We start from the raw sequence: 15,441 nt of genomic DNA, 5'->3' as shown, positions 1-15,441 counted from the left end.
AATAATCCTTTCCCTGTTTTTAGCACAGGTTAGCGTCACTGTCTTGTATTGTATGAGTCCAAATGAGTGGTTTGCGAATTAATCCACCTCAGAGTATCTTAGCTAATAAATTCTGAAACTGGAGGCTTGTGGGTGGAAGCGAAGGTAAAGTGGGTAGATGGGCTCTGTTTTGTCGCCGAATCGGCCTCCGGCCACCAAGTAGTAATGGATGGCAACCGTGGTGAAAAGGGGCCGAGTCCAATGGAAATGGTCCTGATGTCGGCGGGAACTTGTAGTGCGATTGATGTGGTTTCAATCCTAGAAAAAGGCCGCCACGAGGTTCGAGGGTGTGAAGTCAAATTAACCTCTACTCGTCGTGAAGAGGTCCCTCGACTTTTCACCCATATAAATCTGCATTTCATTGTCACGGGAAAGACATTAACCGAGAAGGCGGTTGAGCGAGCAGTTTCCCTGTCAGCGGAGAAATATTGCTCAGTGGCGCTCATGTTGGGGCAAGCGGTAGAGATTACCCATAGCCACGAAATCATTATCGCTTAACATTGAGCTGTTAATAAGGTCTGTTGACGCCTTTCAGCCAGCTTTTTAATGACTGGCGTCAAGATAAGCTCCATCGCCAAGCCCATTTTTCCGCCGGGAACCACTAGCGTGTTCATGGCGGAAATAAAGGACCCTTGGATCATGGCAAGGAGATAAGGGTAGTTAATCTCTTCCACACCGCGAAGATGGATTACCACTAAGCTCTCATCCATCGAAGGAATCGCATGAGCGGCGAAAGGATTAGAAGTGTCGACCATCGGGACGCGTTGAAAATTAATATGCGTACGGGAGAATTGCGGTGTGATGTAATTTACGTAATCTTCCATAGAACGAATCACTGAATCCATTACCGCTTCGCGCGAATGACTCCGCTCTTGCATGTCTCGTACTAACTTTTGAATCCATTCTAGGTTTACAATCGGCACTACACCGACCAATAAATCCACCAGATCAGCAACATTATGCTCTTCAGTCACCACCGCGCCGTGTAATCCTTCGTAGAACAACACATCAGTCCGTTCAGGGAGGGGTTGCCAAGGCGTAAACGTCCCTGGGACTTGTTTCCACGGTACCGCTTCGTCGTAGGTATGGAGATACTTACGGGAACGGCCGGTTCCCGTTTCTGAATAGTGCTTGAAGGTCTGTTCTAATAGTAAAAAATCGTTAGCATCTGGACCGAAATAACTAATGTGTTTACCTAAATCTCTCGCTTTACGGATGGCAACGTCCATTTCCGGACGAGTGTAGCGATGGTAACTATCGCCCTCAACTTCAGCGGCTTGGATACTCAGTTGTTGAAAGATTTTACGAAAGGCTAGGCTGGTTGTCGTTGTCCCTGCACCGCTTGAACCTGTTACGGCAATAATAGGATGTTTGGCTGACATGATGGTCTCCTTAGCGGGTTAGGGGCGACTACTATGGCGTACGGTTATCCTTCAGCGTATGTCCCGCGCTGCACGAAGGCTGACGGATTCATGTAATTCTGACCAAACAATAACGATGTCGCCTGCTTGAAGTTGCCGAGTAATGTCAGCAACTTTTTCGGATAAGGTTTTCTCTTGCTCACCATAATCGGTTCCTTCTTGTAACACAAAGGACTCGATGACGCTTTGTAACGTCTCTGCCGGGAGTTCCTGCCAAGGGATAATCATGATGTAGAATCCAATTGTGTAGAAAGCCACTGAGGAATACGTTGTTCAAGCCACATTACCGGCTTAAACAGACTGCCAGTAACGAAACCAACGTGCCCACCGTATTCACTTAACTGATAATCGATAGTCAACGATAGCTGTTCTGGTAAAGGTATGACATCGTCGGTCATAAAGGGGTCGTCTGCCGCATGAATAATTAAGAGTGGTTTAGTTATACTGGCAAGCCACGGCATACCACTGGCTTGTCGGTAGTAGTCTAGCGCGTCAGAAAAATGATAAATACGCGAGGTAATCTTATCGTCAAACTCGCGGAGTTTCTTGATCTTTTTAAGTTCGCCCGGTGCAATCGAAAATAGGTGTGGGTGTGCCTTAAGCTTTCGGCGTAGGCTCTTTTTCAGGCGTGTTAATAAGTAGTGCTGATAAAACCGTGAGAAGCCATCTTCAATTTTAACACTGCAGGGTTCGAGCATCAGGGGAGCTGAAACGATAACGCCTGCATCAAGTAAGCATTCGTCGCCTTGGCTACCCATTAGACAAGCAAGCATGTTACCACCGAGAGAAAATCCAGTCGCGGAGGTCCAGCCTGGCCCCAGCTTCTCTTTCATCCACCGTAGAAAATAACTGGCATCCTCGATATCAGCAGAATGATAGCTCTGTTTTAATCGATTGGGTTCACCGCTACAGCCACGATAGTGCATGACTACCCCTAACCATCCTTTCTGCTGAAAAGAGGCTAATAGGCCATGGGCATAAGGACTTTTTACACTGCCCTCTAGCCCGTGAAAAATGACCGCGCGTGGCTTATGTTTTGCCAACATCGGATCTTCGCTCCAAGCGAGATCGACAAAGTCCCCATCGGGTAGCTCTAGGCGCTGCCAAACAGGTTTGATACGGACCATACGGCGTAAGATTCTGGGTAATAGAGTCTGAATATGTGCATTTCTCAAACAACGAATAGGAGTAAAATCATGCTCGTCATTATGATAATTATTCAGGTTCTCAGGGCTTGTCTGATCCATAACTCACTGTATAGTTTCAAAGGTTAATCTGGATAATGGTAATTTTATGGAACTCAGTCTTTTTCTCTCACTATTTGGTTTTTTGTGGGTCGCGGCGATTACGCCGGGCCCCAATAATATGCTACTTACGACCTCTGGCGCCAATTTTGGTTTCGTTCGTACTATACCATTGATGCTAGGTATTATGTTTGGCATGCAAATCATGCTGTTACTAATAGCCTTCGGTGTCGGTAATCTTATTATCCTTTATCCTGCGTTACATATGTTCTTAAAAATCGCAGGTAGTGCTTATTTACTTTGGTTGGCTTGGAAAATCACGACGGCTGCTTATGAATCTCTTGAGGTGAAAGAGCATCCAGAAAAGACATTGCCATTGTGGCAAGGTGCGGTATTACAACTCGTCAACCCTAAAGCTTGGTTGATGTCGCTGGGTGCGGTTGCCAGTTTCAGTTTAAGCGGTAAGGCCTATATTACCTCGATTGCTCGCATTAGTTTAGCCATGTTTTTAGTCAACCTTATTGCGGGGTGTATTTGGCTAGCCTTCGGTACCGTGATTGGTCGTTGGTTGCACAGCCCACGCGCATGGCGACAGTTCAATCTTATTATGGGATTGTTGACCGCCCTGAGCGTGGTCTTTATCTGGTTATAATTACGTATAAATGAGGCTTACCCTGAGTTAGCTCTCGCTCGTAAGTAATGCTTCAAGCTCCTCTTGCGCATCAAGCCAAGCGAGTTCTACCTCTTCAAGTTGTGCCTGAACTGCGGTCCGATGCTGTAAGGTATCGGTCAGCTCAGGCTTACGACTTGCTTCGTAAATTGCAGGATCAGCTAACTTATCTTCATCTTCCGCTAATTTACGCTGACACTCGCTCATCTGTTTTTCGAGCTTCTCGATTTGCTTGCGTAGAGGTTGTGTCTTAGTTCGCAGTTCGGCATCACGCCTTTTCTGATCCTTACGCGACTGTGCACTTTGGCTGTTATCACGAGAAGCGTCGCTTTTTTGGGTGGCAGCGATGTCTTTTTGCTGATCGACGAGCCACTGTTGGTAATCATCGAGATCACCCGCAAACATCTCGACACTACCATCATGGACGAGGTAAAGATCGTCGGTCGTCGCACGTAATAAGTGACGATCGTGCGATACCACGACTAAAGCGCCTTCGAAGTCGATAAGCGCTTCGGTAAGTGCTTGGCGCATATCAAGATCAAGGTGGTTAGTCGGTTCATCGAGTAGCAGTAAGTTCGGACGCTCCCAGACGATCAGCGCTAACACTAAGCGAGCCTTTTCCCCCCCTGAAAACTGCGCGGTAGGGGCTTTAACTTGATCGCCTTGAAATCCGAATCCCCCCAGGTAGTCGCGTAAGTGTTGTTCCAGCTCTTTCGGGGCTTGCCGTTGCAGGTGCTGCAGCGGTGACTCTTCTGCACGTAGATACTCAAGTTGATGCTGTGCGAAATAGCCGAGCTTTACGCCTTTAGCAAGGGTTACTACACCCGATTGCGGGTTAAGCTCACCGGACAGTAACTTGATGAGGGTAGATTTACCCGCCCCATTTTTACCGAGTAAGCCTATACGCGAACCAGGAACCAGATTCAGTTTAATCGAATCCAAAATAACTCTATCGCCATAGCCTGCAGTCACTTTTTCCATCGTTAATAGCGGGGAAGGGAGCGACTCTGGCGCACGGAACTGGAAGGTAAAAGGATTATCGACATGCGCGGGCGCAATCATTTCCATCCTTTCTAACATTTTTAGGCGGCTTTGTGCTTGTTTTGCTTTGGTCGCTTTGGCACGAAAACGGTCAATGTAGTGCTGTAGATGCGCGACTTTAGTCTGTTGGCTTTGGTACAATGACTGTTGTTGCGCTAATTTAGTGGCGCGCTGACGCTCAAAATCACTGTAGTTGCCGGTGTAATCCATGAGTTTCTCTTGCTCAATATGCAAGATCTTGCCCACAGTAGGGTCGAGGAAATCCCGGTCGTGAGAGATAAGGATTAAGGTACCGGTATAACTTTTCAGCCATTTCTCTAGCCAAATTACCGCATCGAGATCTAAGTGATTGGTTGGCTCATCCAGCAATAGAAGGTCTGAACGGCAAATTAGCGCCTGTGCCAGGTTTAGGCGCATTCGCCACCCTCCTGAGAAGTCTTTCACTGGCGACTGGAGCTGAGTGTGAGAAAAGCCTAACCCATAGAGCAAGCTCGCCGCTCTGGCATGGATACTCCAGGCTTGGATAGCCTCTAATTTACCGTGAAGCAGCGCAATTTGATTTCCATCATTGGCTTGGTTCGCTACCGAGAGCTGAGTTTCTAAGTCTCTAAATTCCCTATCGCCATCAATCACATAATCAATTGCCGACGTGGCAAGTGCTGGCGTTTCTTGGTTTACCCACGCTAGGGACCAGTTGGCCGGGAAATTGACGCTACCACTCTCTGCGCTGATCTCTTGTTTGAGTAACGACAATAGGGTTGATTTTCCGCAGCCATTCTTACCGACTAAGCCTACTTTCTGGCCCGGATTAATGGTTGCCGATGCATTGTCTAGGAGTACGCGAGTTCCGCGTCGTAATTGTAAGGAAGAGAAGACAATCATAAGCGCCGTAATTTATGGAATATGGTAAATTAGTGGCATAACTAAAATCGCTCACCACACATCTTTGTATCGCAGCATGGTAACGGAAAACCATTGCTAAGACGATAACTTGGAGGACGACAATGTCATCTTCACCTAAAATACTTTTGCTTTATGCGCACCCTGAGGCACAGGAATCAGTGGTAAACAGTAAGCTACTTAAAGCGGCTCGCCGAGTCGAGCATGTTACGGTGCATGACCTTTATGCCACGTACCCCAATTTTTTTATCGATATCTATCGTGAACAACAATTGTTACGGGAGCACGATATTATTGTGTTTCAATATCCCCTCTATACTTATAGTTGCCCCTCGCTGCTCAAGGAATGGCTGGATCGAGTACTATCGCGGGGGTTCGCTTCGGGAATGGGTGAATCGGCCTTAGAAGGTAAGACCTTACGCTGTGTCGTCACCACCGGCGAGCCAGAAAGTGCTTATCAATCGCAGGGGTTAAACCGTTATCCTCTTGGCGAGATTATGCGCCCGTTCGAATTGGTCGCGCAGACTTGCCATATGCAGTGGATGTCGCCAATGGTGATTTATCATGCAAGACGACAGCCTTTGGATGTCTTGAAATCTCTTGCCGCAGCGTATTCAGACTGGCTCACTCAGCCATTACCAGAGGAGATAATGGATGGGCGGATCTGATTTATTAACCGCAGGCGTAATTTATCTCGCCGCAGCGGTGGTCGCGGTACCGATTGCCGCAAGACTAGGGATTGGTCCGGTACTGGGGTATCTCTTAGCGGGGATAGCGATTGGCCCTTGGGGCGCGGGGTTTATTAGTGATGTCGAGGAAATTCTCCACTTTTCCGAACTAGGGGTGGTGTTCTTGATGTTTATCATCGGGCTAGAGCTAAACCCGGGTAAGTTGTGGCAGCTAAGGCGCTCCATTTTTGGCGTCGGTGCGGGACAAGTTATTTTTTCAAGTGTGTTACTTGCTGGACTGCTGTGGGCCACCCAATTTTCTTGGCAAGCCGCGGTAATTGGCGGTATCGGTCTTGCGATGTCATCAACGGCCATGGCATTACAATTGATGCAGGAAAAAGGCATGAACCGTAGTGAAGCCGGACAGCTCGGTTTTTCGGTTTTACTTTTTCAAGATTTAGCCGTGATACCTGCCTTAGCGCTGGTACCATTATTAGCGGGAAATGATTCAGGGCATCCCACCGATTGGATGAAGATAGGGATGAAAGTCCTCGCTTTCGCTGGAATGCTGGTGGGTGGACGCTTCTTGCTACGGCCTATCTTTCGCTACATCGCCGCATCTGGCGTGAAAGAGATTTTTACCGCTTCCGCATTATTGCTCGTTATCGGCTCCGCACTATTTATGGATGCCTTAGGCTTATCGATGGCATTAGGGACGTTCATTGCGGGTATCTTGTTAGCGGAAAGTGAGTATCGTCATGAGTTAGAAGTCGCGATCGATCCCTTTAAAGCGCTGTTGCTGGGGCTATTTTTTATCTCGGTCGGTATGGCACTGAATATTGGCGTATTATTTACCCATGTTGTCGAGGTGTTAGTCGCCGTCTTGACTCTGGTCGCCATCAAAGCATTAGTTCTGTACCTACTGGCGCGTCTGTATGGAATGAGAAGCTCGGAACGTTTACAGTTTTCTGGCGTACTTAGCCAAGGTGGGGAATTTGCATTTGTCCTTTTCTCTGCCGCCTCCAGTGCGGGACTGTTCCATCAAGAGCAATTATCACTTCTTCTTGTGATCGTGACGCTATCGATGATTACCACCCCCTTACTGATGAAGTTGATTGATCTCATCTTAGTGCGTCGTTTTAATAATCAAGATGATGAAAATGCAGAAAAACATTATGTTGAAGACGATGAACCTCAAGTCATTTTAGTCGGTTTCGGTCGCTTTGGGCAGGTCGTTGGACGCTTGTTGATGGCCAATAACATGCGCGTTACCGTGTTAGAGAAAGATATCAGCGTAGTGAGTTTGACTCGGAGTTATGGGTATAAAGTGTATTACGGCGACTCGAACGATCTAGAACTATTGCGTGCAGCAGGGGCGGAGCGGGCGCAATCGATCATTGTGACCTGCGATGATCCTTCAGATACCATGGCAACCGTAGCGCTGTGCCAGCAACATTTCCCTCATTTGAAAATTCTTGCACGAGCAAGAGGGCGGGTAGAGGCTCATGAGCTATTACAAGCTGGAATTACCGGCATCACGCGTGAAACTTTTTTAAGTGCGGTCCAATTAGCCGGTAAAGCATTGGTATCACTAGGCATCCACCCTTACCAAGCAGAGCGTGCTCAGCAATATTTTACTCAGCTTGACGAGCAAATGCTGAAGGATCTGATGCCACACCATGATGAAACCGGACATATCTCACGGGTGAAGGAAGCTCGCCGGGAGCTTGAAGACGTTTTTCGTCGGGAAATGCAACAGGATAAACAAACATTGGGACGCTGGGATGCCGCAGATTAATGCGGGTTCTCTTCTTCACTATTAAGGGTGTAACATGCGTAAACGTTTTATTGCTGGAGCAATTTGTCGGCACTGCCAAGCAAAAGATACTTTAGCACTGTGGAAAGAGTCAGGTGTGGAGGTGGTTGAATGTGTGAAATGTGGTGACCAGATGCGCGAGGCGGACAAACAAGTGCAATCAGCGGTGCGAAAAGACGAACAAATCATCGGTGTCTTTACACCGGAATAAGTTTTTTACGCTAATTTCTGGTTTAAGCATTGAATTTCGCGCCAATCATTCCCACTATAATTGTTTACGGAAGAACTGATAGAGTTTTTCAACATAGTCAGGACCTTTCTGGTTGGTATTATTGCAGGCAAAAATAGACCAATGAGACGGGAACACAGCGCTCAACGGTTAGGAGTTATCATGAAAATTGCAAAAGACTTGGTAGTTAGTATTGCTTATCAAGTACGTACTGAAGATGGTGTGCTGGTTGATGAAGCACCTGTTACCGCACCGCTGGACTACTTACATGGTCACGGTTCTTTAATTTCTGGCTTAGAAAACGCGTTAGATAACCGCGAAGCTGGTGATAAGTTCGATATCAATGTGCCTGCTAACGACGCTTACGGTCAATATGACGAGAATTTAGTTCAACGTGTTCCAAAAGATGTTTTTGTTGGCGTGGATGAGCTGCAACCAGGTATGCGTTTCCTAGCGGAAACCGACCAAGGCCCAGTTCCAGTAGAAATTACTGAAGTTGGCGACGACCACGTTGTTGTTGACGGCAACCACATGTTAGCGGGTCAAAACTTAAGCTTCAACGTCGAAGTGGTTGCGATTCGTGAAGCGACCGAAGAAGAATTAGCGCACGGTCATGTACACGGTGCTGATGGTCATCATCACGACCATGATCACGAGCAAAACGAAGAAGGTTGTGGTACTGGCGGCTGTGGCTGTCACCACTAAGTTAAAAAGGGCTGCATAACGCAGCCTTTTTTATTAGTAATGTGGCGGGGGAGTTTCTTCTGATTGAGAGGCTACCATGGACGGCGAAACGGCTTTCAATTTACTCATCAATAACCTTAAATGTTCTCTCATCTTTGCCATTTCAAGTTCATGGCTGATTAACGTTTGGTTTAACTCCTCAAGAGTGTGTTCCTGATAAGCAACCTTTGTTTCAAGGTTGTCTAGCCGTTGAGTTAATTCCTCAACCTTCATAATCTAGTCTCCATCGTTGAACTTACGATCTTAATTGATAGTATACCGCTCACCCCTTGCAGAAATCCTGTGGAATTCGCGATATTTTATTCGCCCTTGAAAAACAAATTTTCGCCCCAATATATTGGTTAACCTCGAAACTTTATCATGAGTGTATTGTCGTAGAGGGGCCGTTTAACTCGTAATGGTACAGCTGTTAGCCATTAAAAAGTCATTGTGTAGTGTTTTACACTTTTAAAGTGCCAAAGTACCTGACTTTGGTTAGGAGATATGGATGAAATCATTGTTTAAAGTCTCACTGTTGGCTGCAACTTTAGCGGTTGGCCTTAACGCCCCTCTAGTCATGGCTGCAGAGACCACTGCTCAGCCTTCAGGACAAGTTGCAGTAAACTCTGCCTTTAAAGATCAGAGCCAACAATCGGCTTACGCGCTGGGTGCCTCATTAGGTCGTTACATGGAGAACTCTTTAAAGGGACAAGAGAAACTCGGTATTAAGCTAGATAATAAACAATTACTCGCAGGTGTGCAGGATGCCTTTGCAGGGAAAAGCAAACTTTCGGATAGTGAAGTTGAGCAAACACTCAAAGCGTTTGAAGGAAATGTAAAAGCTGCCGCACAAGCGAAAATGGAAAAAGATGCCAAAGAGAATACCGAAAAAGGTAACGCTTTCGCAGCGAAATTCGCCAAAGAAAAAGGCGTGAAGAAAACATCATCAGGCCTGCTTTATAAGGTCGAAAAGCCGGGTACTGGCGCAGCCCCTACTGACAGCGATACAGTTGTTGTTAACTATAAAGGGACACTGACTGACGGAACTCAGTTCGACAGCTCTTATGATCGTCATGAGCCACTTTCTTTCCGCCTTGACGGTGTTATCCCTGGTTGGACTGAAGGGTTAAAACATATCAAGAAGGGGGGTAAAATCCAGTTAATGATCCCGCCGGCGCTAGCGTATGGACAGAATGGTGTGCCAGGTATTCCACCTAATTCGACTCTAGTTTTTGATGTTGAGCTATTAGACGTTAAACCTGCCGCTAAAGGCGAGTCAGCTCCACAAGCACCAGCGGCTGATGAAAGTTCAGCGGCTAAAAAGTAAAGCTCTCTCGCATTATCAACACCACTGCAGCACGCAGTGGTGTTTACCCCTTGCCATCACTTCTTGATTGGCGTAAATAATAGTCTTAAAACCAATAAATATTTTACCTCTAGGCCTTTCCGATATTGAGCGATTGGGAATTATCCTTTGTCATATTAGGATGATGTAAGCTATGTCAAAACCATTAAGTACTACAGATGGCTCAAGGGACGTAATGAGCTCTAAATATGCATTCAATACCCTCGACCATGAAATATTGCGGTCTTATGAGTCGATAGTGGGGGGCTTAGCCCTAATGTTGGGTGATCATTGCGAGATCGTACTGCACGCTTTGGATAACCTTGAAAGTTCTGCAATCTGTATTGCCAATGGCGAGTTAACGGGGCGCCGAGTGGGCTCACCTATCACTAATCTTGCCTTACAAACTTTACATGAATTAAACGGGCGAGAAAATCCATCGTCTCGGACCCGTTTTACTCGGTCGAAAAGTGGTGCATTAATGAAATCAACGACGATTGCCATTAAAAATAGTTCACAACGCGTCATCGGCCTACTGTGTATCAACATGAATCTAGATGTTCCATTCTCTCAGATCCTCGCGACCTTTTGCCCATCGGAAGCTCAGCACGACAGTCATGTTCATTTTGCCAGTTCAGTCGATGACTTAGTTTTGCAGACATTGGAACACACTATCGAAGAGGTCAGTAATGACCGTTCGGTGGCCAACAATAGTAAGAATAAGCAAGTCGTTTTGAATTTATACGCAAAAGGGATATTTGATATTAAAGATGCTATCAATCAGGTAGCAGACCGTTTGAATATCTCCAAACACACGGTTTATCTTTATATCCGACAATTCAGACACGAAGATTTTCCTGAAGGGGAGGAGTAATGCGCTACGCACTGGTAATAACTGGCCCAGTTTATGGCACACAGAATGCCACAAGTGCTTGGATGTTCGCTAAAGCCCTATTGAAAGCTGAACATAGCATTGCGTCGATTTTTTTCTATCAGGAGGCCGTGAGTAACGCAAATAGGCTCACATCTCCCGCTAATGACGAACACAACTTAATTGATGAGTGGGTAAAGTTGAGTCGTGAGGAAAATATCGCGCTGAATATATGTGTATCAGCCGCTTTACGGCGTGGGGTCATCGATCAGGAGCATGCACAAGCAGGGCAGTATAACTTTCACCCACAATTTAATTTTTCAGGCTTAGGAGAACTTGCTACATCCTTGCTAACCTGTGAGCGGGTAATACAATTTTAATGAATTCTATAGCTTATATTTTTAAAACAGCTCCTCATGGTTCAAGCTCCGGTAGGGAAGGACTCGACGCTTTACTTGCAACGGCAGCGCTTAGTGAAGACATTGGGGTATTTTTTATAGGCGAGGGGGTCTTTCATCTCGTAAGCTCTCAACAGCCCAATGTGATCTATGCGCGGGACTACATCACCACGTTTAAATTACTTGAGCTTTATGATATTGAAAATGTTTATGTGTGTCAGCAATCCTTAGTAATGCGTGGTATTACTGAACAAGCTATGGGTGGGATATCCGTGAAGCCCTTACCCTTAAGTAAACTTCAACAGCGGCTCAGCCACTACGATAAAATTATTAGTTTTTAAGGGGGCATATGCTTCATCTCATCATGTCCTCTCCAGTAAAGCTCGATATAGACTATCTTGAGACATTTATTGGTCAGGCAGACGACATTTTACTCTTGCAAGATGCAGTATACGGTGGAGTGGCTAATAACCATTATTTTTCCAAACTGGTAGCAAGAAAGCATTCCGGACTCTATGTTCTTCAGGAAGACGCCCAAGCCCGTGGAATTACAGCATTGTTAGGGCCTAAATTTCAAATAATCAGCTACCAACAGTTCGTTGAGTTGACTGTAAAGCATTCGAAACAGATCACTTGGTGAGACGATATGTTGGTTATTTCTTGACACCCTCTATACTCAGCCCTAAAATTCTGCGTCCTCATAGAAATATGAGGTAGATTTAATACGTGTTTACGAAGCAAAAGCAAAACCAGGAGCTATTTAATGGCAACAGTTAACCAGCTGGTTCGCAAACCACGCGTACGTAAAGTTGCAAAAAGCAACGTACCTGCGCTGGAAGCTTGCCCGCAAAAACGTGGTGTATGTACTCGTGTATATACTACTACTCCAAAAAAACCGAACTCAGCATTACGTAAAGTTTGTCGTGTTCGTTTAACCAACGGTTTTGAAGTTACCTCCTACATTGGTGGTGAAGGTCATAACCTGCAGGAGCACTCCGTGATCCTGATCCGTGGTGGTCGTGTTAAAGACTTACCAGGTGTGCGTTACCATACCGTTCGCGGCGCACTTGACTGTTCCGGTGTTAAAGACCGTAAACAGGCTCGTTCTAAGTACGGTGTGAAGAAGCCAAAGGCTTAATGGTTCTCCGTTAAGTAAGGCCAAACGTTTTAACATAAATGTCAAAATAAACTCGTAGAGTTTTGGACAATCCTGAATTATCAACGGAGATATTCCATGCCACGTCGTCGTGTAATTGGTCAACGTAAAATTCTGCCGGATCCTAAGTTCGGATCAGAACTACTGGCAAAATTTGTAAACATTCTGATGGTAGACGGTAAAAAATCTACTGCAGAATCTATCGTATATAACGCGCTTGAGACCCTGGCTCAGCGCTCTGGAAAATCTGAACTGGAAGCGTTCGAAGTTGCTTTAGACAACGTTCGTCCAACAGTCGAAGTAAAATCACGCCGTGTGGGTGGTTCAACTTATCAGGTTCCAGTTGAAGTACGTCCGGTTCGTCGTAATGCTCTGGCAATGCGTTGGATCGTTGAAGCTGCTCGTAAACGCGGTGATAAATCTATGGCTCTACGCCTGGCGAACGAACTTTCTGATGCTGCAGAGAACAAAGGCACTGCAGTTAAGAAACGTGAAGACGTTCACCGTATGGCAGAAGCCAACAAGGCGTTCGCTCACTACCGTTGGTAATCCCTTCGGTGTAGTTGTTAACCCAGCGGGCGCTCTAAAAGCTAACCCGCTGTGGTTAACTTAAATAGAACGTCCTAGAATTCAGAGGAATCAAATGGCTCGTAAAACACCCATTTCACGTTACCGTAATATCGGTATCAGTGCACACATCGATGCCGGTAAAACTACTACTACCGAGCGTATCCTGTTCTATACCGGTGTAAGTCACAAAATCGGTGAAGTACATGATGGTGCAGCGACAATGGACTGGATGGCACAGGAGCAGGAGCGTGGTATTACTATCACCTCAGCTGCGACGACTGCATTCTGGTCTGGTATGGCTAAACAATTTGAACCACACCGTATCAACATCATTGATACCCCGGGACACGTTGACTTTACTATCGAAGTAGAGCGTTCAATGCGTGTTCTTGACGGTGCAGTAATGGTTTACTGTGCAGTTGGTGGAGTTCAGCCACAGTCTGAAACCGTATGGCGTCAGGCTAACAAGTATAAAGTTCCACGTATCGCGTTCGTTAACAAAATGGACCGTATGGGTGCGAACTTCCTGAAAGTTGTCAGCCAAATTAAAGCACGTTTAGGTGCTAACCCTGTTCCATTGCAATTAGCGATCGGTGCAGAGGAAGGTTTTACCGGTGTTGTTGACCTGGTGAAAATGAAGGCTATCAACTGGAATGATGCTGACCAAGGTACGACCTTCGATTACGAAGAAATCCCAGCAGAGTTGCAAGAGCTAGCAGAAGAATGGCGTCAAAACCTGATCGAATCTGCAGCAGAAGCTTCCGAAGAGCTGATGGAAAAATACCTGGGTGGTGAAGAACTGACTGAAGCAGAAATCAAAAATGCTCTGCGTCAACGCGTTCTGAACAACGAAATCATCTTGGTTACCTGTGGTTCTGCATTTAAGAACAAAGGTGTTCAAGCGATGCTTGATGCCGTTATCGAATATCTGCCTTCCCCAACTGAAGTGCCTGCAATTAAAGGTATGTTGGATGATGGTAAAGATACTCCAGCTGAACGTCGTTCAGACGATAGCGAGCCATTCGCAGCATTAGCATTTAAAATTGCGAACGACCCATTTGTGGGTAACTTGACGTTCTTCCGTGTTTACTCAGGTATTGTAAACTCTGGTGACACTGTACTGAACTCAGTTAAATCACAACGCGAGCGTTTAGGCCGTATCGTTCAGATGCATGCTAACAAGCGTGAAGAAATCAGCGAAGTTCGTGCTGGTGACATCGCGGCAGCAATCGGTCTGAAAGATGTTATTACTGGTGATACCCTGTGTGATCCTAACGCGCCAATCATCCTGGAGCGTATGGAATTCCCAGAGCCAGTAATCTCAATCGCGGTTGAACCGAAAACCAAAGCTGACCAAGAAAAAATGGGTCTAGCTCTGGGTCGTCTGGCAAAAGAAGATCCATCATTCCGCGTATGGACTGATGAAGAGTCTAACCAGACAATCATCGCTGGTATGGGTGAACTTCACCTAGATATCATCGTTGACCGTATGAAGCGTGAGTTCAACGTTGAAGCAAACGTGGGTAAACCACAGGTTGCTTACCGTGAAGCAATTCGTAGCAAAATTACCGATGTTGAAGGTAAACATGCTAAGCAGTCTGGTGGTCGTGGACAATATGGTCACGTTGTGATCGATATGTACCCACTTGAGCCAGGCTCTAACCCTAAAGGTTACGAGTTCATCAACGATATCAAAGGCGGTGTAATCCCAACAGAATACATCCCTGCGGTTGACAAAGGTCTGCAAGAGCAGCTGAAATCAGGTCCATTAGCGGGTTACCCGGTAGTTGACTTAGGTGTTCGTCTGCACTTCGGTTCTTACCATGATGTTGACTCATCAGAACTAGCGTTTAAACTGGCTGCATCATTAGCTTTCAAACAAGGCTTTAAACAAGCGAACCCAGTTCTGCTTGAGCCAATCATGAAAGTTGAAGTTGAGACTCCTGAAGAGCACACTGGTGATGTTATCGGTGACCTGAGCAGACGTCGTGGTATGTTGAAAGGTCAAGAATCAAACGCAACTGGCGTTGAGATTCATGCCGAAGTACCATTGTCCGAAATGTTTGGGTATGCGACTCAGTTGCGTTCTCTGACTAAAGGTCGTGCTTCTTACTCCATGGAGTTCTTGAAGTATGACGATGCGCCGAACAACGTTGCGCAGGCTGTTATTGAAGCACGTAGCAAATAAAACTACGGTTTAAATTTGATCCCATGCTCTCATCGAGAATGAGGGCATAACAGTAAGGAATATAGCCATGGCTAAAGAGCAATTTCAACGTAATAAACCACACGTAAACGTGGGCACCATCGGTCACGTCGACCACGGTAAAACCACTTTAACTGCTGCAAT

The 15,441-nt window shown here is 46.1% G+C and carries 20 protein-coding genes; 15 read left to right on the top strand and 5 right to left on the bottom strand.

Going from position 1 to position 15,441, the window contains the following annotated elements; all coding sequences use genetic code 11:
- The first annotated feature begins 132 nt into the window (after positions 1-132).
- Positions 133-537, top strand: coding sequence for an OsmC family protein (locus tag BMX14_RS12090; RefSeq protein ID WP_092677148.1), 405 nt, complete (start codon positions 133-135; stop codon positions 535-537).
- On the opposite strand, the gene BMX14_RS12085 is transcribed toward BMX14_RS12090, so the two are convergent.
- The 3 genes from BMX14_RS12085 to BMX14_RS12075 are packed head-to-tail and all read right to left on the bottom strand — an operon-like array spanning position 534 to position 2,707.
- Positions 534-1,421 (bottom strand): phosphoribulokinase, encoded by an 888-nt coding sequence (locus tag BMX14_RS12085; protein WP_092677146.1) that lies wholly within the window; start codon positions 1,419-1,421, stop codon positions 534-536. The genes BMX14_RS12090 and BMX14_RS12085 overlap by 4 nt on opposite strands.
- 51 nt (positions 1,422-1,472) lie before the next feature.
- Complete coding sequence (locus BMX14_RS12080; protein WP_092677144.1) at positions 1,473-1,688, bottom strand: YheU family protein; 216 nt, start codon at positions 1,686-1,688, stop codon at positions 1,473-1,475.
- Positions 1,685-2,707 carry a hydrolase gene (locus BMX14_RS12075; RefSeq protein WP_092677142.1) on the bottom strand — a complete coding sequence of 341 codons (1,023 nt, stop codon included), beginning with the start codon at positions 2,705-2,707 and terminating at the stop codon, positions 1,685-1,687. Before BMX14_RS12075 ends, BMX14_RS12080 begins: the two co-directional genes overlap by 4 nt.
- A gap of 46 nt (positions 2,708-2,753) precedes the next feature.
- Here BMX14_RS12075 and BMX14_RS12070 point away from each other — a divergent pair, with 46 nt between their 5' ends.
- A complete protein-coding gene (locus BMX14_RS12070; protein WP_092677140.1) occupies positions 2,754-3,356 on the top strand; it encodes a LysE family translocator in 603 nt (200 codons plus the stop codon).
- A gap of 27 nt (positions 3,357-3,383) precedes the next feature.
- Here the strand turns inward: BMX14_RS12070 and BMX14_RS12065 are convergent, their stop codons facing one another.
- Positions 3,384-5,297 (bottom strand): ABC transporter ATP-binding protein, encoded by a 1,914-nt coding sequence (locus BMX14_RS12065; protein WP_092677138.1) that lies wholly within the window; start codon positions 5,295-5,297, stop codon positions 3,384-3,386.
- A gap of 122 nt (positions 5,298-5,419) precedes the next feature.
- On the opposite strand from BMX14_RS12065, the gene kefG reads away from it, so the two are divergent.
- The 4 genes from kefG to slyD all read left to right on the top strand — a co-directional run bounded on the left by kefG (position 5,420) and on the right by slyD (position 8,733).
- A complete protein-coding gene (gene kefG / locus BMX14_RS12060) occupies positions 5,420-5,983 on the top strand; it encodes a glutathione-regulated potassium-efflux system ancillary protein KefG (protein WP_048912882.1) in 564 nt (187 codons plus the stop codon).
- Positions 5,970-7,781 (top strand): glutathione-regulated potassium-efflux system protein KefB, encoded by a 1,812-nt coding sequence (gene kefB, locus BMX14_RS12055; RefSeq protein ID WP_092677137.1) that lies wholly within the window; start codon positions 5,970-5,972, stop codon positions 7,779-7,781. Before kefG ends, kefB begins: the two co-directional genes overlap by 14 nt.
- A 34-nt stretch (positions 7,782-7,815) precedes the next feature.
- The gene (locus BMX14_RS12050; RefSeq protein ID WP_048912880.1) at positions 7,816-8,010 is read left to right on the top strand and encodes a YheV family putative zinc ribbon protein; all 195 of its coding nucleotides are present in this window, start codon (positions 7,816-7,818) and stop codon (positions 8,008-8,010) included.
- A 180-nt stretch (positions 8,011-8,190) separates the two neighbouring features.
- A complete protein-coding gene (gene slyD / locus BMX14_RS12045; protein WP_092677135.1) occupies positions 8,191-8,733 on the top strand; it encodes a peptidylprolyl isomerase in 543 nt (180 codons plus the stop codon).
- A 33-nt stretch (positions 8,734-8,766) separates the two neighbouring features.
- Here the strand turns inward: slyD and BMX14_RS12040 are convergent, their stop codons facing one another.
- Positions 8,767-8,985: a SlyX family protein gene (locus tag BMX14_RS12040; RefSeq protein WP_092677133.1), complete on the bottom strand. Its 219-nt coding sequence runs from the start codon at positions 8,983-8,985 to the stop codon at positions 8,767-8,769.
- A gap of 274 nt (positions 8,986-9,259) precedes the next feature.
- On the opposite strand from BMX14_RS12040, the gene fkpA reads away from it, so the two are divergent.
- The 9 genes from fkpA to BMX14_RS11995 all read left to right on the top strand — a co-directional run.
- On the top strand, positions 9,260-10,078 hold the full coding sequence (gene fkpA, locus BMX14_RS12035) for an FKBP-type peptidyl-prolyl cis-trans isomerase (protein WP_092677131.1): 819 nt from the start codon (positions 9,260-9,262) through the stop codon (positions 10,076-10,078).
- 172 nt (positions 10,079-10,250) lie between these two features.
- Positions 10,251-10,970, top strand: a complete 720-nt coding sequence (locus BMX14_RS12030; protein WP_092677129.1) for a helix-turn-helix transcriptional regulator — start codon at positions 10,251-10,253, stop codon at positions 10,968-10,970.
- Positions 10,970-11,347 carry a sulfurtransferase complex subunit TusD gene (gene tusD / locus BMX14_RS12025; RefSeq protein WP_092677128.1) on the top strand — a complete coding sequence of 126 codons (378 nt, stop codon included), beginning with the start codon at positions 10,970-10,972 and terminating at the stop codon, positions 11,345-11,347. Before BMX14_RS12030 ends, tusD begins: the two co-directional genes overlap by 1 nt.
- Entirely contained in the window at positions 11,347-11,706 is a 360-nt protein-coding gene (gene tusC, locus BMX14_RS12020) for a sulfurtransferase complex subunit TusC (protein ID WP_092677126.1), read from the top strand. The genes tusD and tusC overlap by 1 nt, the downstream gene beginning before the upstream one ends.
- A gap of 8 nt (positions 11,707-11,714) precedes the next feature.
- On the top strand, positions 11,715-12,005 hold the full coding sequence (gene tusB / locus BMX14_RS12015; protein WP_092677124.1) for a sulfurtransferase complex subunit TusB: 291 nt from the start codon (positions 11,715-11,717) through the stop codon (positions 12,003-12,005).
- Between the two features lie 123 nt (positions 12,006-12,128).
- A complete protein-coding gene (gene rpsL / locus BMX14_RS12010) occupies positions 12,129-12,503 on the top strand; it encodes a 30S ribosomal protein S12 (protein ID WP_003852912.1) in 375 nt (124 codons plus the stop codon).
- 96 nt (positions 12,504-12,599) lie between these two features.
- Entirely contained in the window at positions 12,600-13,070 is a 471-nt protein-coding gene (gene rpsG, locus BMX14_RS12005; protein ID WP_048912872.1) for a 30S ribosomal protein S7, read from the top strand.
- Between the two features lie 94 nt (positions 13,071-13,164).
- Entirely contained in the window at positions 13,165-15,279 is a 2,115-nt protein-coding gene (fusA, locus tag BMX14_RS12000) for an elongation factor G (RefSeq protein WP_092677122.1), read from the top strand.
- Between the two features lie 67 nt (positions 15,280-15,346).
- Positions 15,347-15,441 (top strand): GTP-binding protein (locus tag BMX14_RS11995; RefSeq protein ID WP_230527487.1); only part of this gene is annotated, 95 nt, incomplete at its 3' end.

This window comes from Rosenbergiella nectarea (genome assembly GCF_900111105.1).
Taxonomy (GTDB): domain Bacteria; phylum Pseudomonadota; class Gammaproteobacteria; order Enterobacterales; family Enterobacteriaceae; genus Rosenbergiella; species Rosenbergiella nectarea.
The sequence above is the reverse complement of the archived record's forward strand: the minus strand, read 5'-3'. Positions and strand labels throughout refer to the sequence as shown.

Coding starts and splice junctions, on each gene's coding strand:
- BMX14_RS12085 (WP_092677146.1), bottom strand. CDS start 1,421: ATGTCAGCCAAACATCCTATTATTGCCGTAACAGGTTCAAGCGGTGCA.
- BMX14_RS12080 (WP_092677144.1), bottom strand. CDS start 1,688: ATGATTATCCCTTGGCAGGAACTCCCGGCAGAGACGTTACAAAGCGTC.
- BMX14_RS12075 (WP_092677142.1), bottom strand. CDS start 2,707: ATGGATCAGACAAGCCCTGAGAACCTGAATAATTATCATAATGACGAG.
- BMX14_RS12070 (WP_092677140.1), top strand. CDS start 2,754: ATGGAACTCAGTCTTTTTCTCTCACTATTTGGTTTTTTGTGGGTCGCG.
- BMX14_RS12065 (WP_092677138.1), bottom strand. CDS start 5,297: ATGATTGTCTTCTCTTCCTTACAATTACGACGCGGAACTCGCGTACTC.
- kefG (WP_048912882.1), top strand. CDS start 5,420: ATGTCATCTTCACCTAAAATACTTTTGCTTTATGCGCACCCTGAGGCA.
- kefB (WP_092677137.1), top strand. CDS start 5,970: ATGGGCGGATCTGATTTATTAACCGCAGGCGTAATTTATCTCGCCGCA.
- BMX14_RS12050 (WP_048912880.1), top strand. CDS start 7,816: ATGCGTAAACGTTTTATTGCTGGAGCAATTTGTCGGCACTGCCAAGCA.
- slyD (WP_092677135.1), top strand. CDS start 8,191: ATGAAAATTGCAAAAGACTTGGTAGTTAGTATTGCTTATCAAGTACGT.
- BMX14_RS12040 (WP_092677133.1), bottom strand. CDS start 8,985: ATGAAGGTTGAGGAATTAACTCAACGGCTAGACAACCTTGAAACAAAG.
- fkpA (WP_092677131.1), top strand. CDS start 9,260: ATGAAATCATTGTTTAAAGTCTCACTGTTGGCTGCAACTTTAGCGGTT.
- BMX14_RS12030 (WP_092677129.1), top strand. CDS start 10,251: ATGTCAAAACCATTAAGTACTACAGATGGCTCAAGGGACGTAATGAGC.
- tusD (WP_092677128.1), top strand. CDS start 10,970: ATGCGCTACGCACTGGTAATAACTGGCCCAGTTTATGGCACACAGAAT.
- tusC (WP_092677126.1), top strand. CDS start 11,347: ATGAATTCTATAGCTTATATTTTTAAAACAGCTCCTCATGGTTCAAGC.
- tusB (WP_092677124.1), top strand. CDS start 11,715: ATGCTTCATCTCATCATGTCCTCTCCAGTAAAGCTCGATATAGACTAT.
- rpsL (WP_003852912.1), top strand. CDS start 12,129: ATGGCAACAGTTAACCAGCTGGTTCGCAAACCACGCGTACGTAAAGTT.
- rpsG (WP_048912872.1), top strand. CDS start 12,600: ATGCCACGTCGTCGTGTAATTGGTCAACGTAAAATTCTGCCGGATCCT.
- fusA (WP_092677122.1), top strand. CDS start 13,165: ATGGCTCGTAAAACACCCATTTCACGTTACCGTAATATCGGTATCAGT.